Source organism: Streptomyces sp. NPDC050564 (assembly GCF_044457265.1).
Lineage (GTDB): Bacteria > Actinomycetota > Actinomycetes > Streptomycetales > Streptomycetaceae > Streptomyces.
Genome location: NZ_JBITGS010000027.1, coordinates 39,265 through 59,390 on the forward strand (window position 1 = coordinate 39,265; position 20,126 = coordinate 59,390).

A 20,126-nucleotide genomic window follows, 5' to 3' on the forward strand; every position below is an offset into this window, starting at 1 on the left:
TCGTGTTCATGCTGGTCGTGCAGGTCACACACGCGCACCTCCGGGTGAGGTTGGGTGCATCGACCAATGAATCGTGCAAACGATCAGCCACCGCGGCCCCAGAAGATTGCCCCGTCGACATCCACGCATGACAGTCGACATCCACGCATGACAAAGGTCTTACCCACAGGCCATGATCCAGCGCATGCAGCCACTCCCCCTGCCCTTGGAGGGCATCACCGTCGTCGCCGTCGAGCAGGCCGTAGCCGCGCCCTTCGCAACCCGCCAGCTCGCCGATCTCGGCGCCCGGGTCGTCAAGGTTGAGCGGATCGACGGCGGGGACTTCGCCCGCGGATACGACACCGCGGCCGCCGGACTCGCCTCGCACTTCGTGTGGTGCAACCGGGGCAAGGAGTCCGTCGCCCTCGATCTGAAGGACCCGCGGGGGCTCGACGTCGTACGCCGTCTGGTCGCGGACGCGGACGTGTTCGTACAGAACCTCGCCCAGGGTGCGGCGGCGCGGCTCGGCCTGGACGCGGCGACGCTGTGCGCCACACATCCACGACTCATCGCCGTGGACATTTCCGGGTACGGGGACTCGGGACCGTACGCCGACAAACGCGCGTACGACATGCTCGTGCAGTGCGAGGCCGGGCTGGTGTCGGCGACGGGGACACCGGAGCAGCCGGTGAAGGCGGGGATCCCGGCGGCGGACATCGCGGCGGCCATGTACGCGTTCTCGGGGGTGCTCGCAGCGCTGGTGCGGCGCGGCACGACCGGGCGCGGGGGGCCGGTGGAGGTGTCGATGCTGGAGTCGCTCGCCGAGTGGATGGGGCATCCGCTGCACCATGCGATGCACGGGGGAACACCCCCGGCGCGTACGGGCCTCGCGCACGCCGTCATCGCGCCGTACGACGCCTATCCGACGGAGGACGGCGGGCGGGTGTTGCTGTCGGTGCAGAACGACCGGGAGTGGCGACGGCTCGCCGAGCGGGTATTGGGCGAGCCGGAGTTGGCGGACGATCCGGCGTACGCGACGAACGCGGCGCGTGTCGAGAACCGGGAGCGCACGGACGCGCTGGTGGCGAAGGCGCTGGGCGTGCTCCGCGCCGACGAGGCCGTGGCCCGGCTGGAGGGGGCGGGCATCGCCTGCGCCCGCCTGAGGGACGTACGGGACGTGGCGGAGCATCCGCAGCTGGCGGCCAGGGACCGATGGCGGACAGTGGGGTCACCGGTGGGGCCGCTGCGGGCGTTGCTGCCGCCGATCACGCTGCCGGGTGGGGAAGAGGCGCGAATGGGGGCCGTTCCCCGGCTCGGGGAACACACCGGGGCGGTGTTGCGGTCGCTGGGGATGACGGATGCGGACGTCACGGAGTTGGTGCGGGACGGGGTGGCCCGCTGAGCGTGCCGGGCGCGACAACCTGCCGAGTGTGGTGACCCGCGCCCGGCATGGTGACCCACCGGGCGCCGCTGCCTGCCGTGGGGATGACGGACGCGGAAGTGCAGCGTGGCGCCGGGTCGGTGGGTTCGCCGGAGCGCGGGTCGTGGAATGCCGGTGTCGAAGTGCTGCTCAGCGGCTGCCGAAGAGCGTACGACGCAGCCGCTTGAGTGGTGCGAAGAGCGAGACCCGCCTCACCCGCGCGACCCTTCCGCTGCTGTCGTGCGCGGTGTCACGCGCGGTGAGCTCACGCATCAGCGAGGTCGCCTCGGCCGTTTCGCGCTGCGGGATGGCAGGGCCGCCCAGCACCGCGAGATGGCGGTCGAGGCGCGAACTGGTCGCGCTGCTCCCGCAGGTGATCGCAGGGACACGTGCCCTGCTGCGCACTGTTATCTGTTCCATGTCACTCCCCACCCGTACGAGTCCACCCGGCCCGGGCAGGCTAACCCTATCGCTCCCTCGTGGCACTCGTGTATCGCGGGCACAGGATTCACCTTCCCCGTAAGGGTGTTGACGATCACTCTCCGAATCCAACCGATTCCAGGGCGAGTTGGACAACTGGTGTAGTGGTGGGCTGGACTGAGCCTCCGTGAGGTTCGACGGTCACAGCGAGTGACGTGGCATTCGTATTCAGTCCGTCGGCGACCAAGGGCGTGTCGCCGTCGAAGAGCCCGAGGGAGCGCGGATTCTCGTTGGGGCGCATGAGCCACAGCTGGTGCACCCGCCCCCCGGAGGGAGTACCGAGTCCGCTCACCGTCACGACGGCGCGCCGCTCCGACGCGGAGGCCACCACTCCGATTCCGCGTCCGTGTGCGTCCCGTTCACTGGTCGCGCGTGCGTCGGGCGCCGCGAGAACGTGGGCGATCTCACGTGCCTGGGCGCGCTCCTGGTCGAGCTTGTCCTGGGTCTGTGTCGCCTGTACGGCGAACAGGGACGCGACGACGAGGGCCGCGGCGGCCGTGGTGGTGGCGAGCGGGGCGAGAAGGGGACGGAAGCGGGGGGCACGCGCGCGTGAGGGCTGCAGAGGAGCACGCGCGCGTAGTGCCTCCTGACGCGGCGCCTCCTGCGCTGTGGTGCGTACGGCGGTCAGCACCCGGTCCCGCAGCGCGGCCGGCGCCGGTGCCGCCGTCGACCAGGCGAGCCGCACCGCGTCCTCGGTCAGCGCCCGCACCTCGGCGGTGCAGCGCCCACAGCCACTCAGATGGCGTTCGAAGCGGCGGCGCTCGTCGGGTTCGAGGGCGTCGAGGGCATAGGGGGCGGCGAGCGAGTGCAGATCGCGGCGCAGGAAGCGGTCGAGCAGGCTCATGCGATGCCTCCCGAGCGCTCCGGGACGTTGCCCGGCCGGTGCGGAGCCCGGCCGAGGCGGTCCAAGGCGCCGGTCCGCCGGTTCCGGCTCCCGCCCCTGAGGTCCAGGGCGTCGCGGAGGCGCAGCACGCAGCGGTCGCCGCGGTGCGCGGAGCCGTCGCCGTGGTCCGCGGAGCAGTCGAGGCGGTCCGTTGGGGCGGCCACGCGGTACAGGGCGCTCATGCGGCACCTCCCAGGCATTCGCGCAGGCGCGTGAGGCCGTCGCGCATACGGGTCTTGACGGTGCCGAGGGGCAGCTTGAGCCGTTCGGCCACTTCACGGTACGTGTAGCCGTCGTAGTAGGCGAGGGTGACGGACTGGCGTTGCAGGGCGGTGAGTCGGTCCAGGCAGCGGCGCACCCACTCGCGTTCGAGCCCGGCCTCGACCTCCTCGGCGACCTGGTCGAAGGCGGGGTGATGGGCCCGCCGCCCCTCGCGCTGCTCGCGTTCGGTGGCCGCGCGGGCGCTGCGGACCCGGTCGACGGCGCGGCGGTGCGCGAGGGTGAGGATCCAGGACAGGGCACTGCCGCGTCCGGGGTCGAACCGCGCGGCGGAGCGCCAGAGTTCGAGCAGCACCTCCTGGGCCACCTCCTCCGTCTGGGCGGGGTCCCGGACCACCCGGCGCACCAGTCCGAACACCGGCCCGGACACCAGTCCGTACAACTCCTCGAATGCCTTCTGGTCACCTCCGGCCACGAGCACCAGAAGTTCGTCCGCCTCCACCCGTCCCCCTCTCCGGCCGCACACGGCCCGTCCTTTCCCCTACGTGTTCGCAGCGAGCGTGTCTACGGATGGGGTTACGGATCAGCGAACCGAAAACGCGGGTCCGTCTCCGAACAGTTCTGAGACTGCCGCCGAACAGTTCCCGGGTCCGCCGGCGAACGAACAAACGAGCTCGTCGATGAAACAAGCCGACCAAGCCGCCGTAAGAACGTTTGGGATTCGACCAATCCACCCCGGCGACCGCTCCGAATGGCGTGCGTCAGGCAATTGGGACGTGAGGACGGACGGCATGACACCTTTCTCCAGGAGCGGCGCGGGACGCAGGAGTCTCGCGACCCTCGTATGTGGTGCGCTGGCCGCCGGGGGGCTCGCAGCCGCCGGCATGACCGCGCTGGAACCGGGGGCGGCCTCCGCCTCCAGCCACCGGGAGGCCCCCCTGATCTCGGGGCAGCCCCAGTACGACAACACGGACGTGTACGCGTTCGTGAGCCCCGACAAGCCCAACACCACGACCGTCGTGGCGAACTGGATTCCCTTCGAGGAACCGGCCGGCGGACCGAACTTCTACACCTTCGCCGACGACGCCCAGTACGACATCCATATCGACAACAACGGTGACGCACAAGGTGAGTTGATCTACCGCTACACCTTCAAGACGCACCGCAAGAACGGCGACACCTTCCTCTACAACACGGGTCCGGTCACCAGCCTCGACGACCCCGACCTGAACATCACGCAGACGTACGACATCGATCTGCTGCGGCTGCACAACCAGAAGCTGGTGTCGCGCACGAAGGTCGCCGACGACGTTCCGGTGGCCCCGTCGAACGTCGGCAAGGCATCGATGCCGGACTACGGCAAGCTGCGCGACCAGGCCGTTTACAAGCTCGCGGGCGGTTCCACGACGTTCGCCGGGCAGGCGGACGACCCGTTCTTCCTGGACCTGCGCGTCTTCGACCTGCTGTACGGCGGGAACCTGACCGAGGTCGGGCGGGACACCCTCAAGGGCTACAACGTCAACTCGATAGCCCTGCAGGTCCCGAACGACATGATCCGCGAGTCGGCCGGACAGCCGATCGTCGGCATCTGGTCCACCACCCAGCGCAAGGACACGCACGGCGACTGGACGCAGGTCTCCCGGCTCGGCATGCCGCTGGTCAACGAGGTCGTCAACCCGCAGAAGGACAAGGACAAGTTCAACGCGTCCGCGCCGTGGAACGACGGTCAGTTCCTGAAGAACGTGACCAACCCGGAGCTGCCGAAGCTCATCGAGGCGATCTACAAGATCAAGGCTCCCACGGAACCCCGCAATGACCTGGTCGATGTGTTCCTGAAGGGCGTGAAGGGCCTCAACCAGCCGCCCAACGTGCGCCCGGCGGAGGAGCTGCGGCTCAACACCTCGATCAAGCCCACCATGCATCCCAAGCGGCTCGGAGTGCTCGACGGCGACAACGCGGGCTTCCCGAACGGACGTCGGCTCACCGACGACGTGATCGACGCCTCGCTCCAGGTCGTCGAGGGTGAACTGGTCGGTTCCAAGAACGACTTGGGCGACGCGGTCGACAAGAACGACAAGAAGTTCGAGAACTACTTCCCGTACGTGGCCGAGCCGACCTCGGGTTCGCGCGGAGCGCTCGCCAAGGGCACCACCAGCGGGACCGACGTGCGCAACCAGCTCGGTGACGCGCTGAAGCCCGCGGGCTCCTCCGGCAGCGGCACCGACACCACGCTGATCGCGGCCTCCGCGGCGGCGGGCGCGGCCGGGTTCCTGCTGATCGCCACCGGCCTCATGTGGTGGCGCCGACGGATGCACAACCGGGCCTACTGACCCGGCAGCACAGCCGGGCCCCGCGGCCCGGCTCACCGACTGGCGCGGCCCGCACGTACCCATCCCCCACGGTGCGGGCCGCGCCGCCCCCACCCCCGTAACGACCGTTTCCGCCAAGGATCTTGAGGAGAGGGCATGTCCCCGCGTACGAACGAGAGCGCGACGCCGGACGCCGAGGAGGCCACGCCCGACACGGGCGCCGTGGGGGCCGCGGAAGCGCCCGGCACAGGCACCGTGGAGGCCTCGGAAGCACCCGCCGCAGGCACCGTGGAGGCCGCTGAGGCCCCCGGCATCGGCACGGTCGGGGCCCCGGAAGCGCCCGCCGACGAGCGCGTCGCCGCTGTGCGACGGCTGTCGGCGTCTCAGCGACGCTGGCGTGCGGCCCAACTCATCGCCTGCTCCGCCGCGTTGGCCGTCGCGCTCAGCGCGGGTGCGGTGGTGCTCGGGGCCGTCCGGGACGACGGAACGACCTCCACCGTGGCATCCGCGCCCACCGGCATATCACCACAGCTGCTCGCCGGCGGGGATCTGGACGCGAGCATCACCTCTCTGCAGGCCCATCTCAAGGCCCAGCCCAAGGACTTCGGCGGCTGGGCGACGCTCGGGCTCGCGTATGTGGAGCAGGCCCGCACCAAGGGCGATCCCTCCCGGTATCCTCAGGCCGAGCAGGCGCTGGACCGATCCCTGGAACTGCGCCCCGCCAACGAGTCCGCGCTCGCGGGGCGCGCCGCCCTAGCCGCGGCCCGGCACGACTTCACCGGCGCCCTCAAGTACGCGGACAAGGTACTGAAGGAGAACCCGTACAACGAGCGCGCCCTGTGCTCCCGCGTCGACGCCCTGGTCGAACTCGGGCGCTACGACGAGGCCTCGAAGGCCGCCGACGTGGCCGACTCGCGCCACCCGGGCGTGCCCGTCTTCACGCGGTACGCCTATGTGCACGAGCTGCGCGGCGATGTGAAGACCGCCCGCCGGGTCCTTCAGCAGGCGCTCACTACGGCGACGACCCGCGGCGACGTCTCGTACGTGGCGACCGCGCTCGGCCAACTCGCGTGGAGCCAGGGCGAGTACGGCACGGCGCTCACCTACTACGCACGGGCGCTCGGCGCCGACGACACCTACCTCCCCGCGCTCGAAGGCCGCGCCCGCGCGCAGGCGGCGCGAGGGGACCGCGCGACGGCGATCCGTGGCATGGAGCGGATCGTGGACCGCTATCCGCTGCCCCAACCTCTTGTGGAACTGGGAGAGTTGTATGAGGCGCGCGGCAAGAAGGGCGACGCCCGGAAGGCCCGTGATCAGTACTCCCTGGTGAACGCCTGGGTCTCGCTGGCCCGCGCCAACGGCGTCAACGCCGACCTCGACACCGCTCTGGCCGCCGCCGACCACGGCGACCGCGAGGCCGCGCTGAAGGCGGCCCGTGCGGAGTGGGCCCGCCGCCACACCGTGCACACCGCGGACGCGCTCGCCTGGGCCCTGCACGTCAACGGCCGCGACGCGGAAGCCCTGCAGTATGCCCGCCGGGCGACGGCCACCGGCTACCGCAACGCGTCCTTTCTCTACCACCGCGGCATGATCGAGCGCGCCACCGGCCACCCGAAGGAGGCCCGTGCCTCGCTGACTTCGGCCCTCGACCTGAACCCTGGCTTCTCACCGCTGGGCGCCCATGGGGCCCGTAAGGCACTGGAGGCCGCGAAGTGAAGACCCGTCGCGTCCTCGCCTCCTGCGCGGCCGTCCTCACGGCCGCCTGCGCACTCGTGTTCGTGCCCTGCGGGGCCGCGAGCGCGCACCCGCTCGGCAACTTCACCGTGAATCGGTACGACGGACTTGTCGCCGCCCCGGGGCAGTTGCGGGTCGATCACGTCGAGGACCTCGCGGAGATCCCGGCCACACAGGCCCAGCCGCAGATAAAGAAGCTCGGCATGGCGGACTGGGCCCGCGAGCGGTGCGCGTCGGCGGCACGCGGCAGCGAGGTCACCGTGGCCGGGCGCGAGGTGCCGCTGACGGTCGGCGCGAGCCACGCGCGCGTGCGGCCCGGGCAGGCGGGTCTCAACACCCTGCGTGTGGAGTGCCGGTTGACGGCGCCGTTGCCCAAGGGGGACACCGTTTCCCTCGGCTTCCACAGCGCCGGGGCCGACCGGGGGCCCGGCTGGCGCGAGATCACCGCGCGCGGCGACCGGATGACGCTCACCTCGTCGGACGTACCGAAGAAGTCGGTGTCCAAGGAGCTGACCGACTACCCCAAGGCGCTGCTCTCCTCGCCGGCCGACACCGCGAAGGCGTCTGTGCGGATCCGCCCCGGCGGCCCCGCCCTCGTCGAGGAGCGGCGGGACGCGCCGGCCGCCATCGTACTGCCGCGCGGCGCCGACCGCTGGACCCAGGCGCTCGACGGGCTGGTGGCCCGCCATGATCTGACGTTCGGTTTCGCCGCGCTCGCCCTGCTCATCTCGGTGGGCCTGGGCGCGATGCACGCGCTCGCGCCGGGCCACGGCAAGACCCTGATGGCCGCGACGGCGGCGGCACGCGGGGGCACGGCGCGCCTGAAGGACGTGCTGCCCCTGGCCGCCTCCGTGACGGTCACTCACACCCTGGGCGTCGTCGCCCTCGGCCTCCTGGTCACGGCCGGTTCAGCGGCGACGCCGTCCGTGATCGCGTGGCTGGGGATCGCGAGCGGCGCCCTGGTGACGACCGCGGGCGTGACGCTCGTACGCCGGGCCTGGCGCAGCCGCCCGCACGGGCACGCGCACGGGCACTCCCATGGTCACGGACATACCCACGATCACGGCCATGACGACGGACACACGCACGATCACGACCACGCCCACGACCACGACCAGGCCCACGATCACGGACACCCGCACGACCACGACCACCACCCCCGCGAGCACGCAGAAGAACACGAACGTCCCTTGGTCCTCGCGCACGCCCACGCATCCCCCGCGACGGACACCAACGGCGGACCCCACCCCCAAGGCCGCCCGCATGCATACACGCACACCCCCGCCGCCCCCTCCCCCACCCTCGAACACACACATGGCGGCTTCACCCACACCCACTCCATCGCCCCCACCGTCCGCGGCACGATCCTCCTCGGCTTCGCCGGAGGGCTCGTGCCCAGCCCGTCCGCCGTCGTCGTGCTCGTCGGCGCCGCGGCCCTGGGACAGGCCTGGTTCGGTCTCCTTCTCGTCCTCGCGTACGGCGTCGGGCTCGCCCTGACGCTCACGGCGGCCGGTTTCGCCGTCGTCAAGCTGGGCGGCGGGGTGACCCGGGCTCTGGCCCAGCGCCCGCGGTGGGCCGAGGGACGCGTCGTGGCCCTGTTGCGCAGGAGCGCACCGCTGGGATCGGCGTTCGTCGTCGTAGCGCTTGGGGCCGGATTGGTGTTCAAGGGGGCGGCATCCGCACTCGGCTGAGCTACTTTTGTGGAGAAATCGCGCGGATGCGAATGGGGGACGCACGTGTCCGAAGATCCGGGCAGTGAGCGTGTGATCGCGGGGCGCTACCGTCTGCTGTCGCCCTTGGGCGAGGGCGGCATGGGAACGGTGTGGCGCGCCCGCGACGAAGTGCTGCAGCGCGAGGTCGCCGTCAAGGAGGTCCGCGCCCCGGCCGGACTTCCGGCGCACGAGGTCGAGCGGATGTACGCGCGGCTGGAACGCGAGGCCTGGGCCGCCGCCCGCGTCTCGAACCGCAATGTGGTGACGGTGTACGACGTGGCCACCGAGGACGGCCGGCCCTGGATCGTGATGGAGGTGATCCGTGGCCTCGCCCTCTCCGATCTGCTGGACGCCGAGGGCCCGCTGTCCCCGCAGCGGGCCGCGCACATAGGCGCCGAGGTGCTCGCCGCGCTGCGTGCCGCGCACGAAGCGGGGGTCCTGCACCGCGACGTGAAGCCGGGCAACGTCCTGATGGCGAACGACGGACGGATCGTCCTCACGGACTTCGGTATCGCGATGGTCGAGGGCAGTTCCGCGCTGACGATGACCGGCGAGGTCATCGGCTCACCCGAATTCCTGGCTCCGGAGCGGGCGTTGGGCCGCACACCCGGACCCGAGTCGGACCTGTGGTCACTCGGGGTGCTCCTGTACGCGGCCGTCGAGGGAAACTCGCCCTTCCGTCAGAACACCCCGCTGAGCACACTGCGGGCCATCGTCGACGAGCCGCTTCCGACGCCCCGCCGCGCGGGCTCCCTGGGCCCCGTGATCGAGAGGCTGCTCGCCAAGGACCCGGCCGAGCGGTTGGGCGCCGAAGAGGCCGAGCACGAACTGCGGATCGTCGCCGCTGGTGGCACACCGCCCGCTCCGCCCCTGGGCGTACCGTCCCCCGGCCCCTTCAACACGGAGACGCGCGCGGCGTTCCCCCAGCCTCCGCCCGGACCCACGCCACAGCCTGGGTTCGGGCCGGCCTCGGCCACCCTGCCCGCGACCGCCACCACCCCCGAGCCCGCCCGCAATCGCCGCGCCGCCGTCGTCCTGATCGCGGGCATGGTCGCGCTCGCACTCGCCCTCGGCGGACTGACGTACGCCCTGCTGAACCGCGACGGCGGAGACAGCGGCAACGGCGGGAGCGCCAGCACCAGCAACAGCGGCCCCGACAAGGCATCCAGCGGCGGAAGTTCCGGTGGAGGACACAGCAGCAGTGGGAACGGCAGCACCGGCGCGGCCGGTGGGGGAAGTCCCTCCACAAGCGCTCCCGGCGGCGGCCATACGACCACGCCCCCGCCCGCCCAATCCGTACAGGTGACGATCACGGGCCGGCACACCGACTACTCCGGTGCCTGTCCGCCGCCCGCCGACCAGGCACCCGCCTTCACCGCGACGTTCACGGTGGGCCGCGTACCGGTGGACGTCGAGTACCGCTGGGTGACGAAGTCGGGCGATGTCACCGACCCGGGATGGAAGACGCTCTCGTTCCCCGCCGGGGGCGGCAGGACCCAGCAGAAGACGGTGGTGGCGTCGACGTACGACACGAGCGGGACGTTCCAGAACGAGATCAGCGTGGAGGTCCGCAGTCCCGTCCGTGTGACGTCCAACTCCGTGCCATTCTCGATCACTTGCGCGACGGAGACCCCGACGGACGAGGCCTCCGCTTCCACGTCACCCTAGGCGGATGTTCAAGCCACGCCGTTGAAGACCGGCAGATACCCGCCGGACTGGCCGGCCGCGGTCGGGTGGTAGGACTCGCCGATGTTCAGCCAGTTGAGGCTGTGCAGCCAGGCGTCGCTGGAGCAGATCTCATGGCCGGTGAAGGTGCCTCTGACGTCGCCGAAGGTGAAGCCGTGGTCGGCGGCGCGCTTGGCGATCGCACTGTCCAGGTAGTCGGCCGCGCCGTTGATCGCGGACCGCTTGGTCTCCGAGAGGCCCGCCACGCAGGAGCCACTCAGCTTGTAGAAGCGGGGGTAGCCGATGACGACCACATGGGCGGCCGGGGCTTTCGCGCTGATCGCCGAGTAGACGGTGTCGAGTTGGCCGGGGAGCGTCGAGTCGACGTATGCCTTCGCCGTGGCGATCCGCGCGAGGCAGGAACTGTCGGACTGGAGCACACACGTCGTCATGACGTCGGAGAAGCCCGCGTCATTGCCGCCGATGCTGATCGAGACGAGGCCGGTGGAGGAGTTGAGCGGGCCCAGCTGGTTCGCCAGGACATCACCCGTGCGAGCACCCGAGCAGGCGGTGAAGTCGAAGGACGAGGGCGAGTGGGCGGCAGCCCAGAGATAGGGGTACGCCTTCGTGCTGCGCTTGCAGTCGCCGCTGGAACTGATGTAACTGCCCGAGCCGACACCGGAGGAGTAGGAGTCGCCGAGGGCCACGTAGCCGGTGGTCACGGCGGTTTGGGACGCCTGCGCTGTCGCCGCCCCGGTGAGGGCGAAACCGACGGCGAGGAGGAGTGAGGTCACGTATGCCGTAATTCGGGAACGTCTCATGGAACCTCCCTTTAGCAGGATCTCTGCCACAACTGTCGTAGCAGCTACGCGTGTTGACTGGAAGTGTCCATGCCAAGACTTTTCGGCCCCTACCGGTTCCCACCCTGCGCATTCACCATGCGTTCGATTGCGTGTACATGGCACCCATGCGCCAAGGCGTCAACTCCCTTGAGCACACCGATCGATCGCGACGCGCTCGGGCACCTCGATCGCCACCCAGGACGTCGCGGGCGCGGTCGCCGTCCACCTCGCGGGCCACACCTCCGCGACCCCGGCGCAGGTCGCCGCGGCCCTGGTGAACGGCGCCACCTCCGGCGCGGTCACCAGTGCGGGCACCGACTCGCCGAACAAGCTCCTGAAGATCGTGTCGTAGTGCGCCAACTCGCCTGACCTGGCTGGCAGTTCCCGGAGGCAGTCGGCGCCTCCAGGGAACACCCGTTCAAAGGAGGCCGAGAACCCGCACGAGCGTCTTCCGCATCTTGACTACCCCCCGGCCACTGCGCGACATTGAAGCCCGGCATCCGGCGCTTCAGGGGGCAAAGTCGCCAATGCAGACCATACGCATCAAGACACCTTCATCAGGGGACGCGGAGCGGTCGGGACAGGATCCGGGGAGGGACCTGTTGCCGCTGCTCGCGGGTGCCGCGACGGTGGTCGGGGTGGTCGGTGCGGTCCTCGCGCTCGCCGATGTCGACTCACCGCTGCGCGGACCGTTCACGCTGTTCTTCCTGCTCGCGGCGCCGTCGGTCGCCATCGCGGCCGCGCTGCGCGGGCTGGAACCGTTCGGCCGCATCCTGGCATCGGTCGCGGGCGCGGTCGTCGTCAACATGCTGGTGGCCCAGGGCATGCTGGCCGTGCACCGCTGGTCGGTCCGGGGCGGGATCGCAGCCGTGACCGCGATCAGCAGCGTCATTCTCCTGCTGGTGCTGGTACGGCGCATCCGCGGCCGTACGGCGGGAACACGGGCCTCCTGACGTGGACATCAGCGTGTACCGCCCGGGTGAGCTGAGCGCAGCCGACCGGGCGGCCTGGACCGATTTCCAGTCCAAGGCCCACCTGAACGGCTCGCCGGGGCTGGCGAACCCGTTCCTCTCGCCGGAGTTCACGCTCGCGGTGGGCCGCTGCAGACGCGGCGTACGGATCGCGGTGGTACGCGAGGGCGGCGAGCCGGCGGCGTTCTTCCCGTTCCAGAGAACCACCACCGGCGTCGGACGGGCCGTCGGCCTCGGCGTCACCGACTGCCAGGGCCTCGTGCACCGCCCCGGTTTCACCTGGCAGGCCCATGACCTGCTGCGGGCCTGCGGGCTCGCTGTCTGGGAGTTCGACCATCTGGTGGAAGGCCAGGAGCCGTTCGAGGCGGGAGCCTCCGGCACCTTCCCGTCCCCGGTCATGGACCTCGACCAGGGCTACGAAACGTATCTGCGCCGACTGCGAGCCCGGTCGCCCAAGTTCACCCGGACCACCCTCGCCAAGGAGCGCAGGCTCGGCCGGGACGCCGGCGCGGTGCGCTACGTGCACGACGAGCGCGACCCGGCGATGCTGCGCACACTGATCGACTGGAAGTCCGGGCAGTACCGCAGGACCGGGCGCAGCGACCGCTTCGCGCACTCCTGGATCAGCCACCTGGCCCAGCAGCTCTACCACACCCGCTCCGAACCCTTCGCCGGGCTCCTTTCGGTGCTGTACGCGGACGGCAAGCCGGTCGCCGCACACTTCGGGCTGCGCACCGAAAGGGTCATGGCGTGCTGGTTCCCGGCGTATGACCCGGCGTTCGCGAGATACTCCCCCGGCCTGATCCTGCATTTACGCATGGCCGAGGCGGCCGCCGCCGACGGAATTGCATATGTGGATCTTGGGCGGGGCCAGAAGGATTACAAGGACTCCCTCAAGACACGGGATCTTTCCGTGTCCGAGGGGTGGGTGACACGACGTCATCCCGTCGCATTCGGGCACCGGGCGCACCGCGCCCCGGCCCGGGCACTGCGCAATGCGGTGCTGTCTCGGCCGCAGCTGTTCGAGCCGGCCGACAGGATGCTCAAACGGATGGGGAAAATCCGTTCGAGGTGTTAGGTAACGGCCATACCAACAAAAAGGTGAGGCCTCGTTCCAGGTCTTGCCATAGGGACGCAATCGTCAATACCGTCATACATCTCACCCGCATCGGTCCATCTTGCTCGTGCGATCTAGGGGAGGGCTCAAGATCGCGAAGAGGGCCCGGCGCGGGGCGCGGTAGGGGGGTGCCGTGCTCGGTGACCACATCTGTGCCGAGTCGTGCCGCGCGACCGGCTTCCGCTTTTCCGAAAGCCGGCCAGCTTTGCCAGCTCACCCGGCAGGCACGGAGATCCATTTCGTCATGCCGTAAGTGAGAACCCCCCTTTCGAACCGGACAAAGAGCCGGACTGCCCAGGGGCGGGCGGTCCACCGGACGAGAGGGACCAGACTCATGAGCTCAGTCCTGCGCCCAGCCTTTTCGGGCCAAGATCCGTTAATGGCCAGCAAGTACCGGCCCATCTCCTCTCACCTGGCCATCGCGCCACCGGTGAGTGTCGTGATTCCCGCCATGAATGAGGCCGAGAATCTCCCGTACGTCTTCAAGACCCTTCCCGGCTGGATTCACGAAGTGGTTCTTGTGGACGGCAATTCCACCGACAACACCGTCGAAGTGGCCCGCGAGCTGTGGCCGGACGTCAAGGTCGTCGAGCAGCGCGGAAAGGGCAAGGGCGACGCCCTGATCACCGGATTCGAGGCGTGCACCGGCGACATCATCGTGATGGTCGACGCGGACGGCTCGGCCGACGGCAACGAGATCGTGTCGTACGTCTCCGCGCTGGTGTCCGGGGCGGACTTCGCCAAGGGCTCCCGCTTCGCCAACGGCGGCGGCACGTCCGACATGACACCGATCCGCAAGCTCGGCAACCACGTGCTGTGCGCGGTCGTCAACGCCAAGTTCGGCGCCCGCTACACCGACCTCTGCTATGGATACAACGCGTTCTGGCGGCACTGCCTCGACAAGATCGACCTCGACTGCACCGGCTTCGAGGTCGAGACCCTGATGAACATCCGGGTGGTCAAGGCGGGGCTCAAGGTGCAGGAGATACCCAGCCACGAGTACCTCCGCATCCACGGCACCAGCAATCTGCGCGCCGTGCGGGACGGGTTCCGGGTGCTCAAGGTGATCCTCAAGGAGCGCTCCAACCGGCGCGCGCTGCGCCGCAGGCCGCACGCCGCGCAACTCAACTCGGGCCAGGGAGAGGTGTCTTGAGCGGGCCGCACATCGCGCGCATCTCGGTGGTCGTCTGCGTCTACACCGAGGACCGCTGGGAGGACATCCTCGCGGCGGTCTCCTCGGTGCGGGCGCAGTCCCTGCCCGCCCTGGAGACGCTCCTGGTCGTGGACCACAACGCCACGCTCCTGGAGCGGCTGACCAGGGAGTACAAGGAGACCGACGGGGTGCGGGTGCTCGCCAACGCGGGCCCCCGCGGGCTGTCCGCGGGCCGCAACACCGGGATCGCCGCCTCGCGCGGCGAGATCATCGCGTTCCTCGACGACGACGCCGTGGCCGAGCGGGACTGGCTGCGGCACTTCGCCGCGGGGTACGCGGACCCACGTGTCATGGCCGTCGGCGGCCGTACGATGCCGATCTGGGCGTCGGGCCGCCGCCCGGCCTGGTTCCCGGAGGAGTTCGACTGGGTGGTGGGCTGCACGTACAAGGGGCTGCCGCAGGGCCGCGTACAGGTCCGCAACGTCCTCGGCGGAAACGCTTCTTTCCGTCGTACGGCGTTCGACGCGGCGGGCGGTTTCGCGACCGGCATCGGCCGTGACGGCGACAAGCGTCCGCTGGGCTGCGAAGAGACGGAGCTGTGCATCCGCCTCACCCGCGCCAAACCGGACGCGATCCTGCTGATCGACGACCGGGCGGTCATCCATCACCGGGTGCCCGAGGCGCGCGAGCACTTCGGGTACTTCCGCACGCGCGCGTACGCCGAGGGCCTGTCCAAGGCGCTCGTCGCCCGAAGCGTCGGCTCCGACAAGGGACTCGAGTCGGAGCGCCGCTATGCGACCCGCGTCCTGCCCGCCGGCGTCGCGCGCGGGCTGCGTGACGCGGTGCTCGCCCGTCCGGGCGGCGCGGGCCGGGCGGGCGCCATCCTGGCCGGGGTTCTGACGGCGGCCGGTGGGTACGTACTCGGGAGCGTCCGGGCGCGCAGGGGTGGCGCCACCTTCTCCGTGGTGGAGATCGAGGAGGTCCCGGACGGCGAGGGGGCTTCAGCATGAGCGAACCTGTGCCGATTCTCATGTACCACTCGATCGCGAGCGCGCCCAACGACGCGACCCGCGCACTCTCCGTCGCGCCCGAGGCCTTCGCCGAGCAGATGGCGCTGCTCGACGATCGCGGCTTCACCCCGGTCGACACGGCCCGGTTGGCGGCCGGCTGGCGATCCGGTGGCCCACTGCCGGCGCGTCCCGTCCTGATCACCTTCGACGACGGCTACGAGGGCGTGCACCGCCACGGCCTGCCCGTGCTCGCCAAGCACGGCTTCGCCTCCACGCTGTTCGTCTCGACGGGGTGGATCAAGGGCGCGTACGACACCGGGGGCGGCCTCGACACCATGCTGGACTGGGACCAGGTGCGCAGGCTCGCCGAGGAGCAGGTCGAGATCGGCGGGCACAGCCACACGCACCCGCAGATGGACCAGCTCCCCGACGACGCACTCTGGTTCGAGCTGCTGCGCTGCAAGGAGATCATCGCCGAGGAACTGGGTGCCCGCCCCGTTTCGTTCGCGTACCCGTACGGCTACTCCAGCCGCCGGGTGCGCCGTACGGTGCGCGAGGCGGGGTTCGCCCAGTCGCTCGCCGTCGGCAACGACCTCGCGCGGCGCCAGCAGGGCCCGTACGCCCTGCAGCGCGTCACCGTGCGCCGCAGCACCGGTATCGAGGAGTTCGAGCGGCTGGTCGAAGGCCGTGCGATCGCTCGCAACTTCGCCCGGGACCGCGCCCTCACCAAGGGGTACGCCATGGTCCGAAGAGCACGACAGGTCCGCCGGAAGGCCATCCGTTCCCGTGTCTGACACGACGACCACAACCCAGGCTTCCACACCCACGACCGAGGCACCCGAGCAGCAGTCGGGGCGCCGCCTCCGTCTGCCCGGCAGGGGCCGCAAGGGTGCTGGAGGGGGCAACCAGCTGTTCCGCAACGCCTACGCCCTGATGCTGAACACCGGGATCTCCGCGGTGCTCGGGCTCGGCTACTGGCTGGTCGCCGCCCGCTACTACTCCGAGTCGGCGGTCGGCCAGGGCTCCGCCGCGATCGCCGCGATGAAGCTCCTCGCGGGCCTCACCGCGGTGACGCTGACGGGCGCCCTGGCCCGCTTCATCCCCGTCGCCGGGCGTGCCACCGGACGACTCATCCTCCGCACGTACGCGGGCAGTTCGGTGGTCGTGGCGCTGGCCGCCGTGGTCTTCCTGCTCACCCTGAACCTGTGGGGACCCTCGTACCGCTTTCTGCACGGGCCGCTCAACGGCCTCGGCTTCATCCTCGCGGTCGTCACCTGGTCGCTGCTGACGCTCCAGGACGGTGTGCTGACCGGGCTCCGCAGCGCGCTGTGGGTGCCGGTGGGCAACACCGTGTTCTCCGCGGCGAAACTGCTGCTGCTCGTCGGCCTCGCCGCCGCGATCCCCACCACGGGCGTCTTCGTCTCCTGGGTGGCGGCGATCACCCTGTCAGTGGTGCCGCTCGGACTGCTGGTCTTCCGGCGCCTGGTGCCCCGGCACATCAAGGCGACCGAGGAGCGCGCGAAACCGCCCTCCTTCAGGGAGATCGGGCGCTTCCTGGCCGGCGACTACACCGGATCCCTCTTCTCGCTCGCCGTGGTCTACCTGGTCCCGGTGATCGTCGCTTCGCAGGTCAGCTCCGCCGACAACGCGTACTTCTACATCACCACCACGATCGGCGGCACGGTCAACCTGCTCGCCATCAACATGGGCGCCTCACTCACCGTCGAGGGCTCGCACGACCCGGCGCGGCTGGCCGCCAACACTCGGGCCGCGCTCAAGCGGATGGCCCGGATCATGCTGCCGGTGTGCGGGCTGCTGTTCCTCGGCGCACCGTTCATCCTGCACGTCTTCGGCGAGGGCTACGCGCACGCGGCGACCCCGCTGCTGCGCTGGTTCGCCGTCGGCGCGGTGCTGCGGGTTGTCATGGAGACCTACTTCGCGGTGCTGCGCGCCCAGAGCCGCACCTCCGGACTCGCCTATCTGCAGGGCCTGTTGTGCGTACTGGTGCTGAGTCTCACGGTGATCCTGCTGCCGCGCATGGGCCTGACCGGCGCGGGCGTCGCCGAGATCTCCAGCCTCGCGGTGATCGTGGCGATCGCCGCGCCCAAGCTGTACAAGATCGTGCGGACCGCGCCGCCCGCGGAGGTCCCCGTGGACGCGGCGCCGGACGGGGACCTCGCCGACCTGGGGGCGCGCGAGGTCCCCGCGACGAAGAGCAGTCCTTCCTGGGCGAAGAAGCTGGACGCCGACACCCTCGCGCTCGGCATCCACGTCGACTTCGACCACCAGGAACGCAGGCCCGACGTACGACCGGGACCGGGCACGCCGCCCACCGGGACACCCTCGGCAGGGCCGGACCACCGCCCGACATGGGCGCTGCGGCCGCAGGTGGGACTGCCGGTCGAGGCACGGGAGCCGGGTTCGGAGGCCAGCCTGGGCCCGTCCGAGGCGCCGGAGGTGGACGCTCCGTTCGAGACGGGCGAGCAGGTGAGCGCTCCCGCAGGGGCGCGGGGCGTGACATCAAGCGGCTCCGCCGCGGGGGCGCGACCAGCCACAACGGAACCGCAGCCGACGGACAACCCACCCCGATCCCTTCGGGAGCGCTTGACGCACCCGTCCAAACCGGGTGTCGTCCTCGGCTGCCTGCTGATCTCCGCACTACTCCTCTACTGGGTCCCCGCAGTGGGTCTCGACGACGGCTCCCTCGCCCGCATGGGCGGCCTCGGCCTCATCTCGGTCCTGCCGCTGCCGACCCTGGTCGGGGCCGCGTTGCTGATCACGGTCTTCGCCTCGCTGCTCTGGATGAACCGCGAGCACAAGGGACTCCTGCTCATCACCCTGCTCGCCACCGTGGTCTCGCTGCACGCGCTCCCCGCGGTGATCGAGACCGAGCCGCGGTTCGCGACGGCCTGGCAGCACCTCGGGTTCCTCGACTACATCGACCGGACGGGCTCGGCCGTACCCGACCTGGACGCCCGCTGGAGCTGGCCCGGCTTCTTCGCCGCGGCCGCGTTCATCGCGAAGGCCTGCGGAGTCACCGACCTCACCGAGGTCATCCGCTGGTGGCCGCTGACCATCCAACTCCTCTACCTGGCACCGATGTTCCTGCTCATGCGCTCGATGCGGGCGAGCTGGCGGGCCAAGTGGACCGGCATCTGGATCTTCGTGCTCAGCGGCTGGGTCGGACAGGACTACTTCTCGCCGCAGGGCTTCACATATCTGCTCTATCTGGTCTTCGTGGCGGTCCTGCTCGTGTGGTTCCGGGAGCCGCGCGTGCTGTGGACGAAGGCACGCCCCGGCGAGGTGGAGGTCGAGCCGGCCAACCGCCGTCAGCGGGCCGTCCTCCTCATGATCCTGATAGGGCTGTTCGCGGCGACCGTCCCGGCGCACCAGCTCACGCCGTTCGTGATGCTGGGCGTGCTCGCGGTCCTCGTCCTCATCGGCCGCTCCGAACTGCGCGGCCTGCCGATCCTGTTCGCCGTGCTGGTCTCGGTCTGGATCTCCTTCATGGCCGAGCCGTACTGGTCGGGTCACTTCAACGACCTGTTCGGCGGCGTCGGCGGCGTCGGCGGCAATGTGTCCTCGTCCGTCTCCGGCCGTATCCAGGGCGGCAGTTCGACCCACAAGCTCGTGCTCTACACGCGCGTGCTGCTGGCCGGCAGCGTGATGGCCTTCGCCTGCTGGGGCTGGTGGCGCCGCCGCGACCACAAGTACCGGGAGCGCTCGCTGCTCGTCCTCACCTTCGTGCCGTTCCTGGGCTTCGGCATGCAGTCCTACGGCGGCGAAATGGCCCTGCGTGTCTTCATGTTCGCGCTTCCGGGTGCGGCCCTGCTCGCCGGTCTCGCCCTCTTCCCGCGCACCGGCGTCACCGCGAAGGAGCGGGAGAAGGACCGGGTGAGCCTCGCCCCGCTCGCGGCCCTCGTGGCGGGCCTGCTCCTCATGGGCGGCTTCCTGGTGGCCCGTTGGGGCAACGAGCCCTTCGAGCGGATCAGGCCGGGCGAGGTCGCGGCCATGAACTACGTGTACGAGCACGACGACCCGACCGTACGGCTGCTGTGGCTGAGCAACGACACGCTCGACAACGTGACGCCGGCGATGCCGTGGGGCGCACGGGACATGGAGAAGGTGAACTACGTACCCACGCTGGCGCCCGCCGACCCGGTGCTGGTGTCCGGGCTCGTCAAGGCGCTCAAGGACGCGGGCCCGAACTCGTATCTGATGATCAACCGCAGCCAGGTGGTCTACCTCGAGATGGACGTGGGCTATTCGGCGAGCTGGGAGTCGAGGCTGATCACCAACCTCGACGACCGGCAGGAGCTGAAGAAGGTCCTCGTCAACGACGACGTGACGATGTACGCGCTGCGCAAACAGCCCGCGGGCAAGGTCCCGAAGGCCGATCCGGGCCCCATCGGGCCCCAGGTGACCTGGACGCCGTGGTCGGTCGTCGGTGGTCTGGCGGCGATCGCGCTCATCGTGCTGCTGACGGCACGAGAGGTCGTACGGGTCGCAGTGCGGCCGAGCGTGCGGCAGCTGCGCTGGCTGCAGAGCAGCTTCTGGTTCTCGCTGCCCCTGCTGGCGGTGTTGCTGGCTTCGATGGTGCAGCGGTTCCTGACGATGAAGTAGGACGACGAA

The 20,126-nt window shown here is 70.2% G+C and carries 16 protein-coding genes and 1 pseudogene; 12 read left to right on the forward strand and 5 right to left on the reverse strand.

The window, feature by feature from the left end:
- The first annotated feature begins 172 nt into the window (after positions 1–172).
- Entirely contained in the window at positions 173–1,381 is a 1,209-nt protein-coding gene (locus ACIBK0_RS35000) for a CaiB/BaiF CoA transferase family protein (protein WP_399088727.1), read from the forward strand.
- A gap of 168 nt (positions 1,382–1,549) precedes the next feature.
- On the opposite strand, the gene ACIBK0_RS35005 is transcribed toward ACIBK0_RS35000, so the two are convergent.
- The 4 genes from ACIBK0_RS35005 to ACIBK0_RS35020 form a co-directional block, all read right to left on the reverse strand.
- On the reverse strand, positions 1,550–1,819 hold the full coding sequence (locus ACIBK0_RS35005; protein WP_399088729.1) for a hypothetical protein: 270 nt from the start codon (positions 1,817–1,819) through the stop codon (positions 1,550–1,552).
- A gap of 115 nt (positions 1,820–1,934) precedes the next feature.
- Positions 1,935–2,723, reverse strand: coding sequence for an anti-sigma factor domain-containing protein (locus ACIBK0_RS35010; protein ID WP_399088731.1), 789 nt, complete (start codon positions 2,721–2,723; stop codon positions 1,935–1,937).
- The gene (locus ACIBK0_RS35015; protein ID WP_399088733.1) at positions 2,720–2,944 is read right to left on the reverse strand and encodes a hypothetical protein; all 225 of its coding nucleotides are present in this window, start codon (positions 2,942–2,944) and stop codon (positions 2,720–2,722) included. The genes ACIBK0_RS35010 and ACIBK0_RS35015 overlap by 4 nt, the downstream gene beginning before the upstream one ends.
- The gene (locus ACIBK0_RS35020) at positions 2,941–3,483 is read right to left on the reverse strand and encodes a sigma-70 family RNA polymerase sigma factor (RefSeq protein WP_189191544.1); all 543 of its coding nucleotides are present in this window, start codon (positions 3,481–3,483) and stop codon (positions 2,941–2,943) included. The genes ACIBK0_RS35015 and ACIBK0_RS35020 overlap by 4 nt, the downstream gene beginning before the upstream one ends.
- A gap of 289 nt (positions 3,484–3,772) precedes the next feature.
- Between ACIBK0_RS35020 and ACIBK0_RS35025 the strand changes: the two genes are divergently transcribed.
- The 4 genes from ACIBK0_RS35025 to ACIBK0_RS35040 all read left to right on the forward strand — a co-directional run bounded on the left by ACIBK0_RS35025 (position 3,773) and on the right by ACIBK0_RS35040 (position 10,404).
- On the forward strand, positions 3,773–5,311 hold the full coding sequence (locus tag ACIBK0_RS35025; protein ID WP_399088735.1) for a DUF4331 domain-containing protein: 1,539 nt from the start codon (positions 3,773–3,775) through the stop codon (positions 5,309–5,311).
- Between the two features lie 135 nt (positions 5,312–5,446).
- Positions 5,447–7,006, forward strand: a complete 1,560-nt coding sequence (locus tag ACIBK0_RS35030; RefSeq protein WP_399088737.1) for a tetratricopeptide repeat protein — start codon at positions 5,447–5,449, stop codon at positions 7,004–7,006.
- Positions 7,003–8,715: a nickel transporter gene (locus tag ACIBK0_RS35035; RefSeq protein WP_399088739.1), complete on the forward strand. Its 1,713-nt coding sequence runs from the start codon at positions 7,003–7,005 to the stop codon at positions 8,713–8,715. Before ACIBK0_RS35030 ends, ACIBK0_RS35035 begins: the two co-directional genes overlap by 4 nt.
- 45 nt (positions 8,716–8,760) lie before the next feature.
- Positions 8,761–10,404, forward strand: a complete 1,644-nt coding sequence (locus ACIBK0_RS35040; RefSeq protein WP_399088741.1) for a serine/threonine-protein kinase — start codon at positions 8,761–8,763, stop codon at positions 10,402–10,404.
- 8 nt (positions 10,405–10,412) lie between these two features.
- Here the strand turns inward: ACIBK0_RS35040 and ACIBK0_RS35045 are convergent, their stop codons facing one another.
- Positions 10,413–11,222 (reverse strand): SGNH/GDSL hydrolase family protein, encoded by an 810-nt coding sequence (locus tag ACIBK0_RS35045; RefSeq protein WP_399088743.1) that lies wholly within the window; start codon positions 11,220–11,222, stop codon positions 10,413–10,415.
- Between the two features lie 190 nt (positions 11,223–11,412).
- Between ACIBK0_RS35045 and ACIBK0_RS35050 the strand changes: the two are divergent.
- From ACIBK0_RS35050 to ACIBK0_RS35080, 7 genes and pseudogenes are all read left to right on the forward strand, one after another.
- Positions 11,413–11,595, forward strand: a pseudogene (locus tag ACIBK0_RS35050) (S8 family peptidase); the annotation flags it as partial.
- Between the two features lie 175 nt (positions 11,596–11,770).
- Positions 11,771–12,196: a hypothetical protein gene (locus tag ACIBK0_RS35055; RefSeq protein WP_399088745.1), complete on the forward strand. Its 426-nt coding sequence runs from the start codon at positions 11,771–11,773 to the stop codon at positions 12,194–12,196.
- A 1-nt stretch (position 12,197) separates the two neighbouring features.
- On the forward strand, positions 12,198–13,292 hold the full coding sequence (locus tag ACIBK0_RS35060) for a GNAT family N-acetyltransferase (protein WP_399088747.1): 1,095 nt from the start codon (positions 12,198–12,200) through the stop codon (positions 13,290–13,292).
- A gap of 373 nt (positions 13,293–13,665) precedes the next feature.
- Positions 13,666–14,484, forward strand: coding sequence for a glycosyltransferase family 2 protein (locus ACIBK0_RS35065; RefSeq protein WP_399088749.1), 819 nt, complete (start codon positions 13,666–13,668; stop codon positions 14,482–14,484).
- A complete protein-coding gene (locus tag ACIBK0_RS35070) occupies positions 14,481–15,494 on the forward strand; it encodes a glycosyltransferase family 2 protein (protein WP_399088751.1) in 1,014 nt (337 codons plus the stop codon). Before ACIBK0_RS35065 ends, ACIBK0_RS35070 begins: the two co-directional genes overlap by 4 nt.
- Complete coding sequence (locus tag ACIBK0_RS35075; protein WP_399088753.1) at positions 15,491–16,288, forward strand: polysaccharide deacetylase family protein; 798 nt, start codon at positions 15,491–15,493, stop codon at positions 16,286–16,288. Before ACIBK0_RS35070 ends, ACIBK0_RS35075 begins: the two co-directional genes overlap by 4 nt.
- A complete protein-coding gene (locus tag ACIBK0_RS35080; RefSeq protein ID WP_399088755.1) occupies positions 16,281–20,117 on the forward strand; it encodes a lipopolysaccharide biosynthesis protein in 3,837 nt (1,278 codons plus the stop codon). Before ACIBK0_RS35075 ends, ACIBK0_RS35080 begins: the two co-directional genes overlap by 8 nt.
- Positions 20,118–20,126 lie beyond the last annotated feature (9 nt).